This window comes from Aminobacter sp. LjRoot7 (genome assembly GCF_964252895.1).
GTDB lineage: Bacteria > Pseudomonadota > Alphaproteobacteria > Rhizobiales > Rhizobiaceae > Aminobacter > Aminobacter aminovorans_B.
The window spans coordinates 1-20139 of sequence record NZ_CAXUPX020000019.1 but is presented as its reverse complement, the minus strand read 5'-3'; the positions used below and the strand labels follow the sequence as shown (position 1 = coordinate 20139).

Sequence of the window (20139 nt, the reverse complement as noted above, 5' to 3'; positions counted from 1 at the left end):
GATTCCGATAAAGCCAAATTGCCTTTTCTAAGAAGTTTGATAGTTTTTGATTATGATCCGCCTCACAATCCGACAGATGGAATATTTCGCGGCACTGGCCCAGACGCTGCATTTCGGCCGCGCCGCCGAGTATGCCGGCGTCAGCCAGCCGGCGCTTTCGACACAGATCGCCGAGATGGAGGAACGGCTCGGCTGCACGCTGTTCGAGCGCGGCGGCAAGGCCGTGCGATTGACCGAGGATGCGCTGGACCTGCTGCCGCGCATCGACAGGATCCTCACCGACATCCGCGAGGTCGAGGCAACGGCGCGGCGTGGCCGGCTGGCCATGGAAGGGCGGATGCGGCTCGGCATCATCCCGACGGTGGCGCCCTATCTGCTGCCCCACGTGCTGCCAGCGCTGAAGCAGGAATATCCGAACCTTCGGCTGGAGCTGCGCGAGGCGATCACCGGATCGCTGGCCGAGGACGCGTTGAACGGGCGCATCGACGCCTTCGTGGCAGCGCTGCCGCTCGACCATGCCGGGCTGACGACGCAGGAACTCTTTTCCGACCGCTTCTACCTCGCGGTGCCGGCAAACGACCCCGACTTCGTTTCACCGCCAGTGCCACCGGAAAGCCCGGCGCTGGAACGGCTGATGCTGCTCGAGGAAGGGCATTGCCTGCGTGAACAGGCTCTGGCCGTGTGCGGCAACGTCAAGCCGGTGGCGATGGCCAATTATGGCGCGACCAGCCTGACGACGCTGTTGCAGATGGTGGCACATGGCCTCGGCGTGACGCTGATACCCGAGATGGCGGCGGGCCCGGCGGGCGACCAGCGCGACCTGAAGATCGTGCCCTTCGCCGAGCCGGTGCCGGAGCGGCGCATCTGCCTTGCCTGGCGCCGCAACAGCCCGCGCCACAATGAGTGCCTGGAGCTGGCGCGGATCGTCAGCGGACTGCAGCCGCTACTGCGGCATTGAACTCGGCGAGCGTCGCCTCATCAGTGGCATTGCGGGCCTTCAACGACTGCACCAGGCAGGCCTGCGAGCGCAGGATGACGCCATCCGACAGGATCTTCAGGTGGTTGGCGCGCAGCGTCGAGCCAGTCGAGGTGATGTCGACGATGACATCGGCGGAGCCTGCGGCCGGCGCGCCTTCGGTGGCGCCGAGGCTTTCGACGATGCGGTAGACCTGGATGCCGTGCATCTGGGAGAAGAACTGCTGCGTCAGCCGCCAGTATTTGGTGGCGATGCGCAGGCGGCGGCCATGGCGCTGGCGGAAATCGGCGGCGACGTCGTCGAGGTCGGCCATGGTGTCGACGTCGAGCCAGATGTCGGGCACGGCAACGACGACATCGGCATGGCCGAAGCCGAGGCGGGCAGTGATCGCTGCCTTGCGTTCCCAGTCGGCGAGGTTTTCGCGGATCAGATCCTCGCCCGTGATGCCGAGATCGACATTGCCCTGGCCGATCTCGCCCGAAATTTCGGATGCCGACAGGAAGGCGATCTCGATATCCGCCCTGCCCTCGATGGAGGCGCGATAGCGGCGGTCGTCGTCGGGCAGGTTGACGGTGAAGCCGGCCTTGGCCAGCACGTCGAGCGCCTGCTCCTTGAGCCGCCCCTTGGAGGGAAGTGCGATCGAGATGGCCATCAGCGCGCCTCCCTCAAGGCTTCGATGCGGTCGAGCCAGACGGAGAAGCCGACGCCGGGAATGGGCTTGCCGGCACCGAGCAAGGTCAGCAGGCGGTCGTAGCGTCCACCGCCGGCCAGCGGCCGGTCAGCTTCGGGGCCGAAAATCTCGAACACCAGGCCGGTATAATAGTCGAGCGGGCGGCCAAAAGCAGCGTCGTAGCGGACGGAGCCGGTGGTGAGACCGTGATCTGAGATCGCCTTGGCGCGAGCGGTGAAATTGTCGAGTGCAGCCCCCAGCGTCAGGCCGGCACTTGCGGCGAACTCCTTGAGCGCTGCCGGCGCCTCGTCGAGCGCCACGTCGATGGCGAGGAAGCGCTCGAGCGCTTCGAAGGCATCGCTCGACAGGCGCACGCTGCGCAGTTCGGCCTTTTCGATCAGCCGGCGGGCAATGTCGTTGGGCGTGCGGCCGGCGGAGGGCGAAAGACCGGCCTGCTCCATGCCGGCGGCAATGTGGGCAGCAAGCGCGTCATGGTCGCCATCGGCGACGAGGGACGCAACTGGCTCGGCCAGGGCCGAGGTGCGGGTGGGTGCTGCGAGATCGCCGAGGGCGGCCGCCAGAAGCTCGGCCGAGCCGAAGGCGCGGGCAAGACGCATGCGCCAGCCGCGCGGCAGGCCGAGCGCTGCCAGCACCGCCTCGAAGATCGCCTGGTCGCCGAGCGTGACGGTCAGTTCGCGTCCCGGCAGGCACAAAGACAGCAGCGCATGCGCGTCGGCCACCGAGCGAGCGTCGGCTGCGGCAATGTCCTTGTCGCCGAGATCCTCGACGCCGGCCTGGAAGAACTCGTTGCCACCCTCGCGGCGCTGGCGGAACACCTCGCCGAGATAGGAATAGCGGCGCGGCGTGCCGGACTGGGTGTGGATGTGGTCGAGGCAGACCGGAATGGTGAACTCCGGCCGCAGACAAAGTGCTGCGCCCGTCTCGCTTTCAGTCAGGAAGATACGGCGGCGCAGGTCTTCGCCGGCCATGTCGAGAAACGGATCGGCCGGCTGCAGCACCGGCACGTCGACGGCATCGGCCCCGCGCGCGGCGAAGAGCTTCAGGATATCGGATGCAATCGCCGGATAACGCGCGTTCATGGCCTTACTGCTTTGCCCGCTCTTCCGCCTGTGCGGCCAGGACCTTCTTCACTTCGGCGACGAGCTCGGCCTCGGCAACGGTGACCTGGGCCGGACGCGCGGCGCGCCATTCGGCGTTGTCAGTGATTTCGGCCGACATGCGCGCACCCTCGATCAGGTCCTTGATCTGGACCTGGCCATTGGCGCGCTCGTCGCCACCCTGGATGACCACGACGCCCGAGCCCCTGCGGTCGGCATATTTGATCTGCGCCTTCATGCCGGCGCCGCCAAGATACATTTCGGCGCGCACGCCGGCGCGGCGCAAGTCGGCGACCATCTTCTGGTAGCGGCCGAGGCTTTCGGTGTCCTTGTCCATGACCAGCACGACAACGGGTGCGACCACGTCGGACGTGTCGAGCTTGCCGAGGTTCTTCAGCGCCGTCATCAGGCGCGACACGCCGATCGAGAAGCCTGTGGCCGGAACCGGCTCGCCGCGGAAGCGCGAGACGAGGCCATCGTAGCGGCCGCCGCCGCCGACCGAACCGAAGCGCACGATCTTGCCCTCTTCATTAGGGATTTCGGCGTTCAATTCGGCCTCGTAGACTGGGCCAGTGTAATATTCGAGGCCGCGCACGACCGATGGGTCGATGCGAATGCGGTCCGAGCCATAATTTGCGCTACGCACGAGCTCTCGAATGGTCTCAAGTTCATCGAGCGCGGCGCCCACTAGCTCGGGCATACGATCTAACTTGGCCCAGATCCGCATGTATCTTTCGTATGCTTTGATAGAGAACGGCTTCTTCCAGGGATAGCTTAGAATTCGGTTGTACCCGGCCAGTATCCGAATCTGCTCGTTGTCCAGCCCCGCGCCTTTAGTGAAGTCACCTTCTCCTTCTTTGCCTCCATCCCAACGACCAGCGCCGAGCAATTGGCCAACACCCTCGACGCCGAACTTGTCCAGCTTGTCGATGGCGCGCAGCACTGTGAGCCGGCGATTGACGTTCTCGTCGCCGCCGAGGCCGATGGCCTCGAGGACGCCGTCGAGCACCTTGCGGTTGTTGACGCGAATGACGTAGTCGCCGCGCTTGATGCCGAGCGCCTCCATCACGTCGGCCATCATCATGGTCATCTCGGCATCAGCCGCGACGCCAGGCGTACCGACGGTGTCGGCGTCAAATTGCATGAACTGGCGGAAACGGCCGGGACCGGGCTTCTCGTTACGGAACACCCAGCCGGAGCGGTAGCTGCGGTAGGGCTTGGGCAGCTTCTCGTAGTTCTCGGCGACGAAGCGCGCCATCGGAGCGGTGAGATCATAGCGCAGCGACAGCCACTGCTCGTCATCGTCCTGGAAGGAGAAGACGCCTTCGTTGGGCCGGTCCTGGTCGGGCAGGAATTTGCCCAGCGCGTCGGTGTATTCGATCATCGGCTGGTCGACCGGCTCGAAGCCGTAGAGCTCGTAGACCTCGCGAATCCTAGCCATCATCTTCTCGACGATCCGGATGTCGTCCGCGCTGCGGTCGACGAAGCCGCGCGGCAGTCGCGCTTTCATCTTTTCCGATTTGTCGGCCATGGCGAGAATTCCGCTGTTTTCCAGAAATTTTGGCCGCGATCACGGCGCGGCGTGTCGTAACCGAAATGGGATGGAGCGGCAAGCGTTTGGCTCACCACGGGGAAGCCGAAACATTTCCACAATTTGACCGACATCGTGCCGATACAGCTTGAAGCGACAAGGCGCAGCATTGAATGCCAGGACGAATACGATGCCCACGATCGCACGAGAACTCGACAAGACCGCAGCGCAGGCACTTCAGCCACGGCGGGAAGAGGCTGCCCCGAGGCGGGTAGCATCGTTCGGGGATACGCTGCTGACGGTGGCACTCGTGCTCTATCCCGCACTTGCCGCCGTCGGTGCCATCGCAGCCGGCCTGATGTTTTCCGCATAGGACCCTCTTCCGGTCCCGAAAGGCACTGCCATGCCACGGATCGTTTCAACCGCAGCCCTCGGCTTACTATCGCTCGCGGCAGGACTTGCCACGGCCGAAGCCTGTTCGCCCGGCGATCCCAAGCTCGCCGGACATTATTATCTCAACGGCGTCATGGAGGTCGGCTCCGAGTTGCTGCTCAGGCCGAACGGCAGCTTCGAGTTCATGCTCGCCTATGGCGCCAACGACCAGTACGGCAAGGGCTGCTGGATCAAGCGCGGCTCGACCGTCGAAGTGATCCCGGCCGGCCGGAGTGCGGCCTCGCGCCGACACACGCCTGACGACCGCGGCTTTGGCGGGCTGGTGCTGACGGTGTCGGGCCGGAGCCTGGTGTGGGATATCGGCGGAAGTGGGTACAAGGGTCGGTATGAGCGGTGACAAGGTAAGGTCAGCGCCGCCCCTCACCCTTACCCTCTCTCCGTGAAGGACGGGGAGAGGGAGGCGTCAACATTTGCAGCCGGCCTCCTTCTCCCCGTCCTTACGGGGAGAAGGTCCGGCAGGGGATGAGGGGCAGCTCAACTTGGCCGCTTGAACTTCATGCGTTCCGCTTCGATCTTGCCGCGGCACATGCAGCCTTCGATGTGGTCGTTGACCATGCCCATTGCCTGCATGAAAGCGTAGACGGTGGTCGGGCCGACGAAGCTCCAGCCACGCTTCTTCAACTCCTTGGAAATGCGCGTCGACGTCGGCGTCGTCGGGTTGGCGATCAGCGTGGGATAATCGACGACCTTGGGCCGCTCGTCGGCGCCGGGCTCGAACTTCCAGAACCACGCCGCGAGCGATCCGGCCTCGTCGGCAAGTTCGCGGGCACGCCTGGCATTGTTGATGGTCGAGACGATCTTGCCGCGATGGCGGACGATGCCGGGATTGCCGAGCAGGCGCTCGATGTCGGTTTCGCCATACTCGGCGACCCTGTCGAAGTCGAAGCCTGAGAATGCCTCGCGAAAGCTCTCGCGCTTGCGCAGGATGGTCAGCCACGACAGGCCGGACTGGAACCCTTCGAGGCATATCTTTTCGAACAGCCTGGTGTCGTTGGCGACCGGCCGGCCCCATTCATTGTCATGGTAATGCAGATAATCGGGCAGCGCGCCCGGCCAGAAGCAGCGTGTCGCCCCATCCGCGCCGACCATCAGGCCTGTCTTTTTCTCGTCCATGTCGAACCCGTTCGTTAACAGCAAGAAGCGCTGATTTACCCGTGCTTTACCAGACTCCTGAACCGGCTGGTAACCACACCAAAAGGTTTCCTGACAATCTCGCATTTTAAGCAACCCGATTCATGTTTCGGTGGGAAGGCCCGGACAACATGGCCCCGAAAAGGGAATGGGCCGTGCCCTGCCCCGCTGACGATCGAGTTGAGAGCACGTCATGAGAAAACCTCTGATCCTGTTGGCATCGGCCGCCATGCTGGCCGAGCTTGTTTCGCCCGCAATGGCCTATGACCGCTATGCCGAGCGGCCGCCGGTGGTGGTGAGCCCCGACCTGTCCGCGCCCTGGGTGCTGCAGCTCGGACGCAATCCCGGCGAGGTGATGCCCAGGCAACAGCGGCGCCAGCAGCGCGCCCAGGTCCAGGTCAGGCCGGCTGCGCCGCGCGAGGCACCGCGTGCCGCCCAGCGCCAGAAGGAGCGCCCCGACGGCGTGCAGACGGCCGCCTTGCGCGCGCCGGAAAAGCGCAGCGTCAAGCCGCAGATCAACCCGATCTACCTGCCCCAGACTGTCGCCTATGACGGTGCCGAGAAGGCCGGCACCATTATCATCGATACGACGGAGAATTTCCTCTATCTCGTCGGGACCGACGGGCAGGCACGGCGCTACGGCGTCGGCACCGGCAAGCCGGGCTTCGAATGGTCGGGCACGCACAAGGTGACGTCGAAGCGCGAATGGCCGGAATGGCGGCCACCGGCCGAGATGATCGCGCGCGAACGCGCCAAGGGCCGCGTGCTGCCGGCGATGATGACCGGCGGTCCGGAAAACCCGCTCGGGGCGCGCGCGCTCTATCTCGGCTCGACGCTGTACCGCATCCACGGCACCAACCAGCCCTGGACGATCGGCGGGGCGGTGTCGTCGGGCTGCATCCGCATGCGCAATGAGGACGTCATGGACCTCTACGAGCGCGTCGCGGTCGGCACCACTGTCATCGTCAAATAAGCACCGGTTACGGGGGCGGAGCCGGTCGCAAGACCAGGCTCCCATGCAAAAGGGCAGTGCGGCGGAAGACCGTGCTGCCCTTTTCGCATTGCGCGACAGCGGCTGGAAATCTCACCCTGCGGCAAATTTCAGGAAAAATTGTTTAACATGGATGAAATTTGATCGGATCGACCCTTTTCATCCCGCGCGCGCCGAAGTATCCCGTTGCAAGCCGATGATGACCTGCGAAGGAAGACATATGCCGCCGCTCGACGACAACCGCTATCTCAAAGGCGGCCCCGTGGCCGCCCGCATCATCGCCGAAGTCCGCGCCGCCGCGCAGCAGGCGACGGATGAGGGTTTCCGCCCCAAGCTCGTTTCGATCACCGTCGGCGACGTCGCCGCTGTCGACGTCTATGTCCGCAACCAGCGCGCCAAGGCTGAACTGGCCGGTATCGACTTCGAGGAGCGGCGCTTTCCGGCGGAACTGACGGCAGGCGAGCTGGAAGCGGCGATCCACGGCATGAACGCCGACCCGCGCGTCACAGGCATCATCATCCAGCGGCCGGTTCCGGCGCATATCCCGATCAAGGCGATCCAGGCGGCTGTGCATCCGCTGAAGGACGTCGAGGGCATGCACCCAGCCTCGATCGGCAACATCGTCTACAACCAGCTCGACCTGGCGCCCTGCACGGCCGCTGCCTCTGTCGAATTGCTGAAGGCCACCGGGCTCGACCTCAAGGGTCTCGAGGTGGTGGTCGTCGGGCACTCGGAGATCGTCGGCAAGCCGATCGCCTTCCTGCTGATGAGCGAAGGCGCCACCGTGACCGTGTGCCATCACATGACACGTTCGCTGGCGGCCCATGCGCGGCGTGCCGACGCGCTGTTCGTCGCTGTCGGCAAGGCACGCCTGATCAAGGCCGACATGGTGAAGCCCGGGGCCGCAGTCATCGACATCGGCATCAATGCCGAAACGCTGCCCGATGGTTCGAGCCGCATCGTCGGCGACGTCGACACTGAAAGTGTCAAGGAAGTGGCGTCGTGGATCACGCCCGTACCGGGCGGCGTCGGGCCGGTGACTGTGGCGATCCTGCTGCGCAACACCATGGTGGCGCTCAACCGCCAGCGCGCCGTCTATCGCGCGACGTTCGGCACCGCCGAAGCGACGCTGGCCGCCGAATAGGGCTTTGCGCCGGCCCGAGCCGGCGCCCCCTGCCCTGTCGGTGCTAAAGTCGCCAGGTGTCCTGCTGGATTGGCTGCTGCACTATCGGATTGGCGACCATCTGTAGCCCGTTGGTGACAACGATCGGCGTGCCGTCAGGCACGCGGCCGTAGAGGTCGATGACGTCCTGGTTGATCAGGCGGACGCAGCCCGACGACACCGACTTGCCGATCGATGCCCATTCGGGCGAGCCGTGCAGGCGGTAGAGCGTGTCCTTGCCATCCTGGAAGATGTAGAGCGCACGCGCGCCGAGCGGGTTCTGCACGCCGGGCTGCATGCCACCCTCCCACTCGTTCTTGCCGGGAATCTGGCGGGCACGGTACTTTTCCAGCTCGGGCTGGCGGTCGATCATCTCGTTTGGCGGGAACCAGCGCGGCCAGGTCTGCTTCCATTCGATGACGCCGCGGCCGGCCCATTCGAAGCCGGCACGGCCGAGGCCGACGCCATAGCGGATCGCCTCGCCATTGTCGGCGACGACATAGAGGAAATGTCCGGCCGTATCGATGACCACCGTTCCCGGCGCCTCGCCGGTCGGATCGGTCACGACCTGGCGGTAGTAGCGCGGATCGATCTTCTTGAACGGCACGCCAGGGATGTCATAGCCGTTGTCGTTGACCGGCGCGTACATCATCTGCGGGTCGGCGAATGACGGGTCGTTGCGCATTGTCGGCGGCGGCGGGGCGGAAGGGAAAGCCTGCACCGGCGCCGGCCGCTGGCTGCCAGTGGTCGAACAGGCCGACAGGACGGCCGAGGCAGCACCGGTTGCGGCCATGGCCAGCAAGCGGCGGCGGGTGAATGTCGACATAGAAGCTTCCAATGCAATTTCGATCTGCTGCAACGCACGGAGCATTCGCATGTTCCACCCGCCCAGTTCAATCCCGGGCGACGCCTGGTCTGGTCAACTCTGGTTGTAGTCGCTGCGCATCGGCTGCGAGATGTCGCGTGGCGCCGCCAGCAGTTCGTCCAATGCGGCGTGCCATTCTTCGCGGTAGGGCCGCTTGAGCTGCACATCGAGCACATCCTGATGGTCGGCCCAGGTTTCGTGCAGCAGGAACCGGTTCTCGTCGGCCGGGTCGCCGTGCAGCGTCGCGCTGACGAACATCGGCTCATCGCGCATCGCGTCGAGCACGCCATTGATCAGATTGAGGTAGCGGCTGCGCTGTTCGGGGCGGACGTTGAAGCCGATGATGTAGGTGACGCTCATTTGAAGTTTCCTCTGAATTGTTCGGCAAGGTGCCGTCCGCATGGCGAGGAAAATGCCAGAGCCGCGCGCAGCTTCAATGACCTCAGAGGTAATAGCTTCGATTTACTACGTGACAGGCCTGGCAGCGCTCACTCGGCTGCCAGCAGCCGCTCGTCGGGTAACCCGGCGGGTTTTTCGCCGCCATAGGCCCAGTCGAGCAGCTTGACCGTGTGGACCACTGGCATGTTCGCGGCGGAGGCGATCTGGGTGATGCAGCCGATGTTACCGGTGGCGACGAGCGCCGCGCCGGTGGCCTCGATGTTCTTGACCTTGCGCTCGCGCAGCTTTGCCGAGATCTCCGGCTGCATGATGTTGTAGGTACCGGCCGAACCGCAGCAGAGATGGCCTTCGCGCGGTTCCTTGACGATGAAACCGGCGCGGGCGAGCAGGTCCTTGGGCTGGCGCGTGATCTTCTGGCCATGCTGCATCGAGCACGCCGAATGATAGGCGACGGTCAGGCCGGGCTTGTGCTGGGGCTCGGGCAGGTCGAGCGTGGCGAGATATTCGGTGATGTCCTTGGCCAAGGCCGAAACCCGCGCCGCCTTGTCGGCGTATGCCGGGTCGAGGCGGAGCATGAAGCCGTAGTCCTTGATGGTGGTGCCGCAGCCGGACGCGGTGATGACAATGGCATCGAGCCCGCCCTTCTCGATCTCGCGGGTCCAGGCATCGACATTTTGCCTGGCCGAGACGAGTGCTGCTTCCTCGCGCCCCATGTGGTGGACGAGCGCGCCGCAGCAACCCTCGCCCTTGGGCACGACGACCTCGATGCCGAGCCGGTTGAGCAGCGACACCGTCGCCTCATTGATGCCGGGCTCGAGCACTGGCTGAGCGCAGCCAGTAAGGATGGCAACACGGCCAAGCACGGCCACCTTCGGCGCGTGCACGCCCGGCTTTTCCAGCGCCGACGTCGCCGGCACCGAGGCGGGCGCGAGCCGGAGCATGGCGGCCAGAGGCTTGAGCACTGCCACCTTGTCGAAGGCACCGGCAAAGGGCCGGCCGAGCTTCGCCAGCTTGAGAGCAGCGCGGAAGCGGCCGCGGTGCGGCAGCACGAATGCCAGCAGCGCGCGCGTCAGCCGGTTGGCCAACGGACGCCTGTAGGTCTTCTCGATATGGGCACGGGCGTGGTCGACAAGGTGCATGTAGTTCACGCCCGACGGGCATGTGGTCATGCAGGCGAGGCAGGACAGGCAACGGTCGATATGGGTGACGATCTCCTTATCCGCCGGACGGCCGTTCTCCAGCATGTCCTTGATCAGGTAGATGCGCCCGCGCGGCGAATCCAGCTCGTTGCCGAGCGTCACATAGGTCGGGCAGGTCGCGGTGCAGAAGCCGCAATGCACGCATTTGCGCAGGATCTTCTCCGATTCCTGGACATGCGGATCGGCAAGCTGGGCTGAGGTGAAATTGGTCTGCACGGCGTTATGACACTCTTGTCAGGTGGCTAGATCAGCCAGCTCTCGGGGTTCTTGATCGGCTCACCGCGTCCCAGCGCCTGCAGGCCCATGATGCAGCGGACGATGAACCAGACGGCGACGGCGAACATCAGGATGAAGCCGATGAAGACCATCATCAGCACGAAGGACACCAGCGCATAGAGCAGGCCGATCCAGAAGGTGCGGATCAGCCAGGTGTAGTGGGTCTCGAAGAAGCCGCCTGCCTTACCACGGTTCATGTAGGCCAGGATAATGCCGACGATGCCGCTGATGCCGATGACCAGGCCGGCGAGGTAAAGGATGTAGATGACCTGGACGTTGGTCTGGCCCGGATCGAGCCAGCGGTCAGTCTGGCGCGGGGTGAAACTCGGTTGCGGATCGCTCATTGTGTGGCTCCCTCTGTTGCACCCATAGAGGTAGCAGAATCGGACGAATGCACCATCCGGCCCGGATTGAGGATTGCCTTGGGGTCGAACTCAGCCTTGAGGCGCGCCGAAAGGGCGGCCAGCGCCGCCGGCTGCGGCTCGAAGACTGGCACCGAGGCGCGCCAGGCGGGCGCGGCGCGGACCAGCGTGGCATGGCCGCCGCCGAACTGCCGGATCAGGCCGCGCAGCAGATCCGCTTCCGGCTCGCCTTCCATGCGCAGCCAGACGAGGCCACCCTGCCAGTCGTAGAAGGCGTCGCACGCCGCCTGCATGCGCAGCGCCAGCACCATGTGGTGGGCGTTGGCCGGCGGCATCGAAATGCGCCAGACCGGCTTGTCGCTGCCGTCGGCAAAGGGCCTGACATCGCGCACGTCGCGCCAGAGCGCTCGCGACGCGTCCTCGGCGACCTCCTCGAGGGGGCCGGCATTGCCGAGCATCTGTTTCAACTGGCCAAGGCGGTAGGCCACTGAGGGGCCGAAACCCTCTACGCGCAGCAAGGTCGCCGGGTCGCCGCCGAACTTGCCATCAAGCACCCGCGCGGCCATGCGTTCGGGCAGATGCGCTGCGGACGAGACCTCGGCACTGGAGCCCATGGCGATCGACATGGCCGCCGTGGCGTTGTCGTCGAGCAGGCCGCGGATAATCAGCGTGGTCTCGGTCTCGGCCGCCGGCAGCACCTTGAAGGTGACGTCGGTCGCCACCGCAAGCGTGCCCCAGGAACCGGCCATGGCCTTGGACAGGTCGTAGCCGGTTACGTTCTTGACCACGCGCCCGCCCGACTTGAAGGCCTCTCCCCGCCCCGACACAGCATGGATGCCGAGGATGTGGTCGCGGGCGGCGCCTGCCTTGAGCCGGCGCGGCCCCGCCAGATTGGCTGCCAGCACGCCGCCGATGGTGCCCCGCCCGGGCGCCTGTCCCAGCAGCGGGCCGTAATCCATGGGCTCGAAATCGAAGCGCTGGCCATTGTCGGCAAGCAGCTTCTCGATCTCCGCCAGCGGCGTGCCCGCTTTGGCCGACAGGACCAGTTCGGCCGGCTCGTAGAGCGTGACGCCTGTCAGCTTCGACAGGTCGAGCGTGTGCTCGGCCTGCTGCGGCCGGCCGATGGCGCGCTTGGAGCCGTGGCCAACGATTTCAAGCGGCGCCTCCTCGGCGACCGCCCACTGGACGGCGGCTAGGACGTCGGCAGAGATGGTGGGGGTGAAGGTGGTCATGGCCTGGCAAACCTTGGGTTCCTCGCCCCCGCAAAGCGTGGGAAAGAAAGCAATGCTGGAAAAGCGCTCACCGCAATCACAACCTGTGCTCCCGCAGCTTTTCGAGCGTTGCTGCGCCGCGCGGGGACAGGCGGTAGCCGATGTTGAGGCTTTCGGTGAGGCCGAGTTCCTTGAGCTTGCGCACGTCCTGCTTGAATTTCAGCTTTTCGACGCCGAGGCGTTCGGCAAGCGTTGCAGCGGCGACTTCCGGGTGCTGGCCGATGAGGCGGAGGATCGAGAGGAAGTAGCCGGGAGCCGTGCTGTCCCACTTGGAGAAGCGGGCGGCGAGTGCGTGCCAGTCAGCGTCGCTGAGATCGGCTGCCTCGCGCAGCGCCAGCCTGTTGTCGGCCTCGATGCCGTCGAAGGCGATGCGGTATAGGGTTCGGTCACCGTCCGTGCGCAGGTCGTCGATCAGCGAAGCGCGGTCGGCGTAGCCGGCGGCGCGGGCGTCGTCGTCGGAGATGGTCGCTTCATCGATGGGATCGACCGCGCCGATGCGGACGACGCCGATCGCCGTGCGCAGGCCGGTGCCCGCCTTGACCGTCGGCCGCTGCCAGCGGCGGAAGGCGAGTCTGATGTCGCCGCGCCTGATGCCTTCGAGGGTCGTCTGCTTCAACAGCATCAGAACCTCGGAATGTCGGGGAAGGCCACCTGCCCGCGGTGGACATGCATGCGGCCAAGCTCGGCGCAGCGGCGCAATTGCGGGAATACTTTGCCGGGATTGAGCAGGTGGTTGGGGTCGAAGGCGCATTTGACCCGCATCTGCTGGTCGAGGTCGATGTCGTTGAACATCTCCGGCATCAGGTCGCGCTTTTCGACGCCGACGCCGTGTTCGCCGGTCAGCACGCCGCCGACCTTGACGCAGAGCCGCAGGATGTCGGCGCCGAAGGCCTCGGCCTTTTCGAGCTCGCCCGGCTTGTTGGCATCATACAGGATCAGCGGATGCAGATTGCCGTCGCCGGCGTGGAAGACGTTGGCAACGCCAAGACCATACTGCTCCGACAGCTCGCGCATGCCCGCCAGCACGCGCGGCAGCTCCTTGCGCGGGATGGTGCCGTCCATGCAGTAGTAGTCGGGCGAAATACGGCCGACGGCCGGGAATGCCGCCTTGCGCCCGGCCCAGAAGGTCAGCCGCTCCTGCTCAGATTGCGAGATGCGGCAGGTGGTGGCGCCGTTGCGGTTGGCGATCGCCTCGACGAGGCCGATCAGGTGGTCGACTTCGACGGCGGGTCCGTCGAGCTCGACGATCAGCAACGCCTCGGATTCGAGCGGATAGCCGGCATGGACAAAATCCTCGGCGGCGCGGATCGCCGGGCCGTCCATCATCTCCATGCCGCCGGGGATGATGCCGGCGCCGATGATGTCGGCAACGCACTGGCCGCCCTCTTCGCTGGAGGGGAAGCCGATCAGCAGCGCACGCGCCGTCTCCGGCTTCTTGAGGATGCGGACGGTGACCTCGGTGACGACGCCGAGCAGCCCTTCCGAGCCGGTCATGACGCCGAGCAGGTCGTAGCCTTCGGCATCGAGATGCTTGCCACCCAGGCGCACGACCTCGCCATTCATCAGCACCATCTCGATGCCGAGCACGTTGTTGGCGGTCAGGCCATATTTCAGGCAGTGCACGCCGCCCGAATTCTCGGCGACATTGCCGCCGATCGAGCAGGCAATCTGCGAGGAAGGGTCAGGCGCATAATAGAAGCCATCCAGTTCCACCTCGGTGGTGATGCCGAGGTTGGTGACGCCGGGCTGGGCGGTGACGGTGCGGTTGGGATAGTCGATCTCGAGAATGCGGTTGAAGCGGCTCATCACCACAAGCACAGCGTCCTCCAGCGGCAGCGCGCCGCCGGACAGCGAGGTGCCCGAGCCGCGCGGCACGACGCGGATATTGCGCTCGTTGCAGTATTTCAAAAGGCGCGACACCTGGGCGACCGTTTCGGGCAGCACCACGACCAGCGGCAACTGGCGATAGGCCGTCAGGCCGTCGCTTTCGAAGGCGCGCATCTCGTTGATGGTGTCGACCACGCCCTCGCCCGGCACGATGATGCGCATGTCGGCGACGATCTCGGCACGGCGGGCAAGGGTCGCCGCATCGGGCTTTGGCATCAATATGCCGGACATCAGGCACCTCGGTCGACAACTGGTAAAAAGCTTTTACCAGTTGGTGCCAAAGCATGCAAATCGGAAGAAAGTCGTTAGCCGGGACGGAAACACGCGCGGCGCTCGCAGCGTCAATCTGCCGCTGGCGCCTTGCCTTCTCCCCTTCCGGGAGAAGGAGGTAATCGCCCTGGCCCAGCCCTCCGCTATGGCTCCGGACGTTCGTCGTTGGAAAAGCCAGATCATTGGCTTTTCCTGGCCTTCGGCCACCACTCCTTACCCCATAGGGGGAGAAGGGATCGCCGCCGGGTGCGCCTACTCGCCTGCGTGCAGCTTGGATTCGCTGTGGGCGCGGCGGACGCGGCGGACGCCCCACCAGACGAGCAGGACGGCGAGCGGCACTGCGGCGGCGGTGACGATCTCGGGCGCGAAAGCATGGTCGATGGCCGAGGCGCCCTTGGCAATGTAGCCGACGAGGCCGACGACATAATAGGAGACGGCGGCGACCGACAGGCCCTCGACCGTCTGCTGCAGGCGCAGTTGCAGGCGGGCGCGGTTGTTCATCGAGGCCAGCAGGTCGCGGTTCTGCTTTTCGACCTCGACGTCGACCCAGGTGCGCAGCAGCGTGGTGGCGCGGGTGAGTTTGCGCGACAGGTTGGCCTGACGCTCCTCAACCGAGCGGCAGGTGCGCATGGCGGGTGCGACGCGGCGCTTGAGGAAGCCGGCCCAGGTGTCGTAGCCGGTGACAACCTCCTCCTCGAGCGCTTCGAGACGCTCGCGGACGATGCCGTCATAAGCCTTGCTGGCGCCGAAGCGGTAGAGGCTGGACGCGGCGTCGGCTTCCAGTTCGGCGGCGAGCTCGGTGAGGTCGGCGAGCAGCGCCTGGCTGTCGCGCGTTTCCGTCGCCTTCATCTCTCGCGTCGCCTGAGCGAGCCGGTCCTCGATGCGGCGGACGCGGCCGGACAGCGACAGCGCCATCGGCAGGCCGAGCATGGCCAGCGTGCGATAGGTCTCGATGTCGATGAGGCGCTGAGACAGCGCACCAGTTCGTGCCGGCGTCAGGCCACGGTCGAGGATCAGGATGCGGGTCATGCCGTCGCCATCCTGGCGGAAATCGGTGACGATGCCGGCCGTACCGCCCTCGACAAGCGAATAGCACAGGCTGGTCGGATCGAAGGTGGCGATCAGCTTTTCGTTGGCCGGCGTCCACTTGCGGATTTCCAGCCGGATGCCCGAGATGACCGTGCCGGGCGGGCTGAAACCATTGCCGAAGGGCGATTCCTCATGCGAGCGGTCGCTCTCGTCGAGCGGACCTTCCCACAGATAGGTCGAAAACTCGGTGTGGCGCTCCCAGCGCAGCGTGCCCTGCCCCCACTTCATGGCGTGATGGCGGGCCTGGCGATCGGGTGCGGCGATGCCGAGGCGCCGGGACAGTTCGGACAGGACGGCATGGTCGACGGCGGAACCGCCCTCGGTCATGAAGGAGAGCTGGACCAGAACGCGCGGGCTTTCGACAAGCGGATGCGGCCGCGAATGGACTTCGCCAAGCGCACCGGGACGCCCCTCATGGGCCGGAAAGCCCAGGACGCTGCCGGTCGAACGCGGCAGGAACTCCAGTGAAGACGGCTCGGCTGTCACTTCAGGCTCCTTCGATGCCAGACCTTCCTGCCTCTAGGTAAGTTTACTGCCAGTGGCAAACGCCAACTTCAGGGCTAGCTGATACTGTGCCTCATGGGGCACCAAGTCGGGAACTGCCGGACTGGATAAATAATTTGACCAGTCGGGGGGCGCCCTCCTATCCTTGCGGACAGGACAAAGCTTCCGGACAGCAGCATTGAGCGACATTTTTTCCAGGATCGAGCATTCGCGCACGGCCGACGAGGTGGTGCAGCAGATCGAGAGCCTGATCCTCGAAGGCGTGCTGCGCGCCGGCGACAGGCTGCCGGGCGAGCGCGAGATGGCCAAGCAGTTTGACGTCTCCAGGCCGATCCTGCGCGATGCGCTGAAGACGCTCGAAGCGCGCGGCCTGATGGTGACGCGTCATGGCGGCGGAACCTATGTCGCCGACGTCATCGGCGAGGTGTTTTCCAAGCCTGTGATGGAACTGATCGTCAACCACCGCAAGGCGGCGGCCGACTATCTCGAATACCGCCGCGAGATCGAGGGCCTGGCGGCCGAATATGCGGCGCAACGGGCGACGGCGGAGGACCTCGCCCTGCTCGACGGCATCGTGGCGCGGATGGAGGCGGCGCATGCTCGCGCCGATCCGGCGGAAGAAGGCGCGATCGACGTCGAGTTCCACCATGCTGTCGGCGAATGCGCCCATAACATCATCCTGCTGCACACCTTGCGCTCTTGCTACAGGCTGCTGTCGGACGGCGTGTTCACCAACCGGCTGGTGGTGTTCACCGTCAGCGGCACGCGCGACGTGCTGCTCGAGCAGCACAAGGCGATCCACCGCGCGGTCGTGGCGGGGGACCCAGCCGCAGCGCGCAAGGCAGCGATGGATCACATCACCTATCTCGAGCGCGCCATGGCCGAGGCGGAGCGCAGCGGCGACTGGCAGCGCATCTCGCGCCTGAGGCTGAGACAGCGCACCGACAGCACCGAGGCGGGCCGGAAGCCGTGACCGGAGTGCATTATCTCGACGCCCGCGGCCCGGACGGCATGCGTGTCTATGCCATCGGTGACATTCACGGCCATCTCGACCTGCTTCGCGACATGCATAGGCGCATTGCCGAAGAGATCGCGCGCGACACGCCGGCGGACTGGCGCATCGTCCATCTCGGCGACCTCGTCGACAGGGGCCCCGACAGTTCGGGCGTGATCGCGTTCCTGATGAATGCCGCGGCGCGCGATCCGCGCAACATCGTGCTCGCTGGCAATCACGACGTCGGCTTGCTCGATTTTCTCGCCGAGCCCAACCCCGACGGCCTGTTTGCGCGGCATGGCGGGCGCGAGACGGCACTATCCTACGGTGTCGATCTGAAGATGGGCGACGCCGACAGCCTGAGACGCAGCCATCGCGAACTGGCGGCTGCCGTGCCGCACAGCCATCTGAGCTTCCTGCGCGCCCTGCCCCGGTCGGCGTCGTTCGGCGATTTCTTCTTCTGCCATGCAGGTATTCGCCCAGGCATTGCGCTTGAACGGCAGGATCCGGAGGATCTCATCTGGATCCGCAACGAATTCCTGCGTTATCCCGGGTTGCATCCGAAGGTCGTCGTGCACGGCCACACACCGCAGGCGGAGCCCGAGGTGCTGGCCAACCGTGTCAATGTTGACACCGGCGTCTTCCACTCAGGCGTGTTGACCGCGCTCGCCGTCGACGGCGCGGAAAAACGGCTGATGTCGGTAAGAATACCTGGATTTAGCGGGCGGCTGCGGTGACGCCGTAGCCGTCGACCGCGTGATGGTCGGCCGCGGCATCCGCGGCATAAATCCCGAAACCGCCGAGCACGATTGCCGACAGCATGGCGAAGGACAGAAGCGCTGCTTTCAAGGGAGTCATCTCAGGTTGAGCTTCCTGTATCCTGCACGAACGGAGTTACGAATAAGTTTCCGAAAAGTTTATGTTCCACCGCAGTCGCGCGGCATCACGGCCGTGCTTCTAGGGTGGTTCTGTATCGGGCTTGTGTCGCACCGCACTTGGAGATGGTTCATTCGCGATACCATCGCCAGCTGGCGCCGGGCTGTCTTTAGAAAGGCTTCTGGGCACAATCCAGCCGGCAGATGACTATGCACAGCGGATTTTGTTCGACGTGCCAAAAATGTCACTGAACGGCGGCTGCCGTGGTCAGATGGCAGCTACCCAGGCGCGGGCCAGTGCCAGGCCAACCGCATCGGCCTCGGGGCCGTCGCGGGCGGCTTCGACCTCGTGGCGCTCGGGCCAATCGGGATGTGGCCTGGCGATCGTCTCGGCAAAGGCCTCGTTCCACTGGCGTACCAGCGGCCGGTCGGCCTCGAAATGGAACTGGATGCCATAACCGGCGCGGCCGACGCGGAATGCCTGGTTGCCGGTGACCGAACTGCCGGCGAGCCGCACCGCATCCTCGGGCAGAGTGAAGGTGTCGTCGTGCCACTGGAAGATCGGGAAGCGCTGCGGCAGCTCGCTGAAGACGAGATCGTCCTGGGCTTCGTCGGTCAAGGTGATACCGTGCCAGCCGAATTCGGTCGAGCCACCGATGCGGTTGTGGCCACCAAAGGCGCGCGCCAGCAACTGGCCGCCGAGGCAGATGCCGAGCACCGCCTTGTCCCTTTCGACAAAGTCACGCGCCAGCTCAAGCAGCTCGGGAAAATAAGGCGAATGCGCATCGTCGCGGGCATTCTGGCCGCCGCCAAGCATGATCATCGCGTCATGGCCGTCGGCATTGGCAGGCAAGGCATCGCCGAGATGGGCGTTGCACTGGTCGATCGTGGCCTCGACTTCGGCCAGGGCCTCGCCTACCTGGCCGAGGCCAGTGCCTGCATAATTCTGGACAACGAGGACGCGCATCTCGGCCTTTCCGGCGGTGACAAAGTTGCGGCGAGCCCTATCATGCGGCCTGCCACGCAGCCAAGAAGGATCGGCTATGCCACTGCAGAACCGGGTCGACCCTTTCGGCGAAATCCACGCCGCGCCTGAGCGCGGCATGTTCACCGGCAATCGCGGCATCATCCACGACGCCGATACCAGGACCTTGCTCAACCGGCGCTGGGCGACCAAGGCATGGATCACCTGCGCGCTCGAGTTCAAGGGCGTGCGTCGGGTGCCGATGGGACGCAACCGTCCCGGCGGCAAGACCGGCTGGACCGAACTGTTCTTTCTCGACGAGGTGACAGCGCTGGCCGCCGGGCACCGGCCCTGCTTCTATTGCCGGCGCCAGCGCGCCAAGGCCTTTGCGGCTGCCTATTCCAACGCCTTCGGCACGGACGACCCAAAGGTCGGCGAGATGGACGCCCGGCTACACCGGGAACGGCTGGCTTCGGGTGGCCAGCCCGTCGAACTGGACCGGCACGGACTGCAGCTGCTGCCCGACGGCGCGATGTTTTCGGATGGCGCTTCCGACTATGCGGTGCGTGGCGGCAAGGCGCTGCGCTGGAGCTTTGGTGGCTACGATGCGGCACTCGGCTTCGACGAGATCGCCGACACCGACATGTGCATCGTCACGCCGGCGACGACCCTCGCGGTGCTGCGCCAGGGCTATGCGCCGGAATGGCACCCGAGTGCCGAGCGAGCATAGGCCGCTGCGTCAGGCCGCACCACGCGCCTTTCGATGCGCATCGAGGATTGCGGAGAAATAGCCGGGCGGAACCGTCATCGTCAGCGACGCACGCCGCCCCAACACCTTGAACGACATGCCGGTTTCGGCGCGACGCGCCATCTCCTCCTCCGTGAGGTTGAGGCCGACCACTTCCCTTATGATGCAGAAGTCGGCGCAACTGACGCGCTCGCGATCGATTGCCGTCGTGCTTACCTTTTCGCCATCGGCATAGGCCTGCTTGAGATAAACCCGCTTCGGGTATCGACCGACGACAAGAATCTGGAAGTCGTCGTCTATGGAGCGCCCTTTCGGATCGATCCAGCTACGGATCAGGTAGGTGTTTCCAAACAGGTTCCGGTCATGAAAAATCAGCGGCCCCGAGACGTTAATCAATCCCGTGT

23 protein-coding genes are annotated in these 20139 nt (G+C 65.2%); 8 read left to right on the top strand and 15 right to left on the bottom strand.

Annotated features, from left to right (window positions below; genetic code table 11):
* The first annotated feature begins 52 nt into the window (after positions 1-52).
* Complete coding sequence (locus ACSQ3E_RS29585; protein WP_436125375.1) at positions 53-958, top strand: hydrogen peroxide-inducible genes activator; 906 nt, start codon at positions 53-55, stop codon at positions 956-958.
* Here the strand turns inward: ACSQ3E_RS29585 and hisG are convergent.
* Genes hisG through hisS form a run of 3 tightly spaced genes read right to left on the bottom strand, consistent with a single transcriptional unit; the run spans position 927 to position 4295 of the window.
* Positions 927-1628, bottom strand: a complete 702-nt coding sequence (gene hisG, locus ACSQ3E_RS29580; protein ID WP_436125374.1) for an ATP phosphoribosyltransferase — start codon at positions 1626-1628, stop codon at positions 927-929. The two genes, ACSQ3E_RS29585 and hisG, sit on opposite strands and share 32 nt — an antisense overlap.
* On the bottom strand, positions 1628-2746 hold the full coding sequence (locus ACSQ3E_RS29575; protein WP_436125373.1) for an ATP phosphoribosyltransferase regulatory subunit: 1119 nt from the start codon (positions 2744-2746) through the stop codon (positions 1628-1630). Before ACSQ3E_RS29575 ends, hisG begins: the two co-directional genes overlap by 1 nt.
* 4 nt (positions 2747-2750) lie before the next feature.
* Positions 2751-4295: a histidine--tRNA ligase gene (gene hisS / locus ACSQ3E_RS29570; RefSeq protein ID WP_436125372.1), complete on the bottom strand. Its 1545-nt coding sequence runs from the start codon at positions 4293-4295 to the stop codon at positions 2751-2753.
* A gap of 190 nt (positions 4296-4485) precedes the next feature.
* Here hisS and ACSQ3E_RS29565 point away from each other — a divergent pair, with 190 nt between their 5' ends.
* Positions 4486-4668 carry a hypothetical protein gene (locus tag ACSQ3E_RS29565; RefSeq protein WP_436125371.1) on the top strand — a complete coding sequence of 61 codons (183 nt, stop codon included), beginning with the start codon at positions 4486-4488 and terminating at the stop codon, positions 4666-4668.
* 30 nt (positions 4669-4698) lie between these two features.
* The gene (locus ACSQ3E_RS29560) at positions 4699-5085 is read left to right on the top strand and encodes a hypothetical protein (protein ID WP_436125370.1); all 387 of its coding nucleotides are present in this window, start codon (positions 4699-4701) and stop codon (positions 5083-5085) included.
* A gap of 137 nt (positions 5086-5222) precedes the next feature.
* Here ACSQ3E_RS29560 and ACSQ3E_RS29555 read toward each other — a convergent pair whose 3' ends face one another.
* Positions 5223-5861, bottom strand: coding sequence for a DNA-3-methyladenine glycosylase I (locus tag ACSQ3E_RS29555; protein ID WP_436125369.1), 639 nt, complete (start codon positions 5859-5861; stop codon positions 5223-5225).
* A 211-nt stretch (positions 5862-6072) separates the two neighbouring features.
* Here ACSQ3E_RS29555 and ACSQ3E_RS29550 point away from each other — a divergent pair, with 211 nt between their 5' ends.
* Together ACSQ3E_RS29550 and ACSQ3E_RS29545 are read left to right on the top strand one after the other, a co-directional pair.
* A complete protein-coding gene (locus tag ACSQ3E_RS29550) occupies positions 6073-6852 on the top strand; it encodes a L,D-transpeptidase (RefSeq protein WP_436125368.1) in 780 nt (259 codons plus the stop codon).
* 238 nt (positions 6853-7090) lie between these two features.
* Positions 7091-8014, top strand: coding sequence for a bifunctional 5,10-methylenetetrahydrofolate dehydrogenase/5,10-methenyltetrahydrofolate cyclohydrolase (locus ACSQ3E_RS29545; protein WP_310327684.1), 924 nt, complete (start codon positions 7091-7093; stop codon positions 8012-8014).
* A 43-nt stretch (positions 8015-8057) separates the two neighbouring features.
* On the opposite strand, the gene ACSQ3E_RS29540 is transcribed toward ACSQ3E_RS29545, so the two are convergent.
* The 8 genes from ACSQ3E_RS29540 to ACSQ3E_RS29505 all read right to left on the bottom strand — a co-directional run bounded on the left by ACSQ3E_RS29540 (position 8058) and on the right by ACSQ3E_RS29505 (position 16136).
* Positions 8058-8858, bottom strand: a complete 801-nt coding sequence (locus tag ACSQ3E_RS29540) for a L,D-transpeptidase (RefSeq protein WP_310327688.1) — start codon at positions 8856-8858, stop codon at positions 8058-8060.
* Between the two features lie 93 nt (positions 8859-8951).
* Positions 8952-9257: a putative quinol monooxygenase gene (locus ACSQ3E_RS29535; protein WP_436125367.1), complete on the bottom strand. Its 306-nt coding sequence runs from the start codon at positions 9255-9257 to the stop codon at positions 8952-8954.
* Between the two features lie 128 nt (positions 9258-9385).
* Positions 9386-10711 carry a glycolate oxidase subunit GlcF gene (gene glcF, locus ACSQ3E_RS29530; protein ID WP_436125366.1) on the bottom strand — a complete coding sequence of 442 codons (1326 nt, stop codon included), beginning with the start codon at positions 10709-10711 and terminating at the stop codon, positions 9386-9388.
* 26 nt (positions 10712-10737) lie between these two features.
* Positions 10738-11115: a DUF4870 family protein gene (locus tag ACSQ3E_RS29525; protein ID WP_436125365.1), complete on the bottom strand. Its 378-nt coding sequence runs from the start codon at positions 11113-11115 to the stop codon at positions 10738-10740.
* Complete coding sequence (glcE, locus tag ACSQ3E_RS29520) at positions 11112-12365, bottom strand: glycolate oxidase subunit GlcE (RefSeq protein WP_436125364.1); 1254 nt, start codon at positions 12363-12365, stop codon at positions 11112-11114. Before glcE ends, ACSQ3E_RS29525 begins: the two co-directional genes overlap by 4 nt.
* Before the next feature lie 76 nt (positions 12366-12441).
* Positions 12442-13026: an ASCH domain-containing protein gene (locus ACSQ3E_RS29515; RefSeq protein WP_436125363.1), complete on the bottom strand. Its 585-nt coding sequence runs from the start codon at positions 13024-13026 to the stop codon at positions 12442-12444.
* Positions 13026-14522 carry an FAD-linked oxidase C-terminal domain-containing protein gene (locus ACSQ3E_RS29510; protein ID WP_436125362.1) on the bottom strand — a complete coding sequence of 499 codons (1497 nt, stop codon included), beginning with the start codon at positions 14520-14522 and terminating at the stop codon, positions 13026-13028. The genes ACSQ3E_RS29515 and ACSQ3E_RS29510 overlap by 1 nt, the downstream gene beginning before the upstream one ends.
* A 291-nt stretch (positions 14523-14813) precedes the next feature.
* Positions 14814-16136 carry a DUF3422 family protein gene (locus tag ACSQ3E_RS29505; RefSeq protein WP_310327708.1) on the bottom strand — a complete coding sequence of 441 codons (1323 nt, stop codon included), beginning with the start codon at positions 16134-16136 and terminating at the stop codon, positions 14814-14816.
* A 196-nt stretch (positions 16137-16332) separates the two neighbouring features.
* On the opposite strand from ACSQ3E_RS29505, the gene ACSQ3E_RS29500 reads away from it, so the two are divergent.
* Complete coding sequence (locus ACSQ3E_RS29500; protein WP_310327710.1) at positions 16333-17127, top strand: FCD domain-containing protein; 795 nt, start codon at positions 16333-16335, stop codon at positions 17125-17127.
* Between the two features lie 38 nt (positions 17128-17165).
* Positions 17166-17885, top strand: a complete 720-nt coding sequence (locus ACSQ3E_RS29495) for a metallophosphoesterase family protein (RefSeq protein ID WP_436125411.1) — start codon at positions 17166-17168, stop codon at positions 17883-17885.
* Here ACSQ3E_RS29495 and ACSQ3E_RS29490 read toward each other — a convergent pair.
* Both ACSQ3E_RS29490 and ACSQ3E_RS29485 read right to left on the bottom strand, forming a co-directional pair.
* Positions 17866-18006: a hypothetical protein gene (locus tag ACSQ3E_RS29490; protein WP_165915765.1), complete on the bottom strand. Its 141-nt coding sequence runs from the start codon at positions 18004-18006 to the stop codon at positions 17866-17868. The two genes, ACSQ3E_RS29495 and ACSQ3E_RS29490, sit on opposite strands and share 20 nt — an antisense overlap.
* Positions 18007-18291: 285 nt before the next feature.
* Complete coding sequence (locus ACSQ3E_RS29485; RefSeq protein ID WP_436125361.1) at positions 18292-18990, bottom strand: type 1 glutamine amidotransferase; 699 nt, start codon at positions 18988-18990, stop codon at positions 18292-18294.
* Positions 18991-19066: 76 nt separating this feature from the next.
* Here ACSQ3E_RS29485 and ACSQ3E_RS29480 point away from each other — a divergent pair, with 76 nt between their 5' ends.
* Entirely contained in the window at positions 19067-19717 is a 651-nt protein-coding gene (locus ACSQ3E_RS29480; RefSeq protein WP_436125360.1) for a hypothetical protein, read from the top strand.
* Positions 19718-19726: 9 nt separating this feature from the next.
* Here ACSQ3E_RS29480 and ACSQ3E_RS29475 read toward each other — a convergent pair.
* Positions 19727-20139 (bottom strand): hypothetical protein (locus tag ACSQ3E_RS29475; protein ID WP_436125359.1); only part of this gene is annotated, 413 nt, incomplete at its 5' end.

What these genes read in the sequence shown, in the direction of transcription:
- ACSQ3E_RS29550 (WP_436125368.1), top strand. Translation starts at nt 6,073, where the DNA reads ATGAGAAAACCTCTGATCCTGTTGGCATCGGCCGCCATGCTGGCCGAG.
- hisS (WP_436125372.1), bottom strand. Translation starts at nt 4,295, where the DNA reads ATGGCCGACAAATCGGAAAAGATGAAAGCGCGACTGCCGCGCGGCTTC.
- ACSQ3E_RS29525 (WP_436125365.1), bottom strand. Translation starts at nt 11,115, where the DNA reads ATGAGCGATCCGCAACCGAGTTTCACCCCGCGCCAGACTGACCGCTGG.
- ACSQ3E_RS29510 (WP_436125362.1), bottom strand. Translation starts at nt 14,522, where the DNA reads ATGTCCGGCATATTGATGCCAAAGCCCGATGCGGCGACCCTTGCCCGC.
- ACSQ3E_RS29535 (WP_436125367.1), bottom strand. Translation starts at nt 9,257, where the DNA reads ATGAGCGTCACCTACATCATCGGCTTCAACGTCCGCCCCGAACAGCGC.
- ACSQ3E_RS29575 (WP_436125373.1), bottom strand. Translation starts at nt 2,746, where the DNA reads ATGAACGCGCGTTATCCGGCGATTGCATCCGATATCCTGAAGCTCTTC.
- ACSQ3E_RS29480 (WP_436125360.1), top strand. Translation starts at nt 19,067, where the DNA reads ATGCCACTGCAGAACCGGGTCGACCCTTTCGGCGAAATCCACGCCGCG.
- ACSQ3E_RS29490 (WP_165915765.1), bottom strand. Translation starts at nt 18,006, where the DNA reads ATGACTCCCTTGAAAGCAGCGCTTCTGTCCTTCGCCATGCTGTCGGCA.
- ACSQ3E_RS29565 (WP_436125371.1), top strand. Translation starts at nt 4,486, where the DNA reads ATGCCCACGATCGCACGAGAACTCGACAAGACCGCAGCGCAGGCACTT.
- ACSQ3E_RS29585 (WP_436125375.1), top strand. Translation starts at nt 53, where the DNA reads ATGATCCGCCTCACAATCCGACAGATGGAATATTTCGCGGCACTGGCC.
- ACSQ3E_RS29545 (WP_310327684.1), top strand. Translation starts at nt 7,091, where the DNA reads ATGCCGCCGCTCGACGACAACCGCTATCTCAAAGGCGGCCCCGTGGCC.
- ACSQ3E_RS29515 (WP_436125363.1), bottom strand. Translation starts at nt 13,026, where the DNA reads ATGCTGTTGAAGCAGACGACCCTCGAAGGCATCAGGCGCGGCGACATC.
- ACSQ3E_RS29540 (WP_310327688.1), bottom strand. Translation starts at nt 8,858, where the DNA reads ATGTCGACATTCACCCGCCGCCGCTTGCTGGCCATGGCCGCAACCGGT.
- glcE (WP_436125364.1), bottom strand. Translation starts at nt 12,365, where the DNA reads ATGACCACCTTCACCCCCACCATCTCTGCCGACGTCCTAGCCGCCGTC.
- hisG (WP_436125374.1), bottom strand. Translation starts at nt 1,628, where the DNA reads ATGGCCATCTCGATCGCACTTCCCTCCAAGGGGCGGCTCAAGGAGCAG.
- ACSQ3E_RS29495 (WP_436125411.1), top strand. Translation starts at nt 17,166, where the DNA reads ATGCGTGTCTATGCCATCGGTGACATTCACGGCCATCTCGACCTGCTT.
- ACSQ3E_RS29560 (WP_436125370.1), top strand. Translation starts at nt 4,699, where the DNA reads ATGCCACGGATCGTTTCAACCGCAGCCCTCGGCTTACTATCGCTCGCG.
- ACSQ3E_RS29555 (WP_436125369.1), bottom strand. Translation starts at nt 5,861, where the DNA reads ATGGACGAGAAAAAGACAGGCCTGATGGTCGGCGCGGATGGGGCGACA.
- ACSQ3E_RS29485 (WP_436125361.1), bottom strand. Translation starts at nt 18,990, where the DNA reads ATGCGCGTCCTCGTTGTCCAGAATTATGCAGGCACTGGCCTCGGCCAG.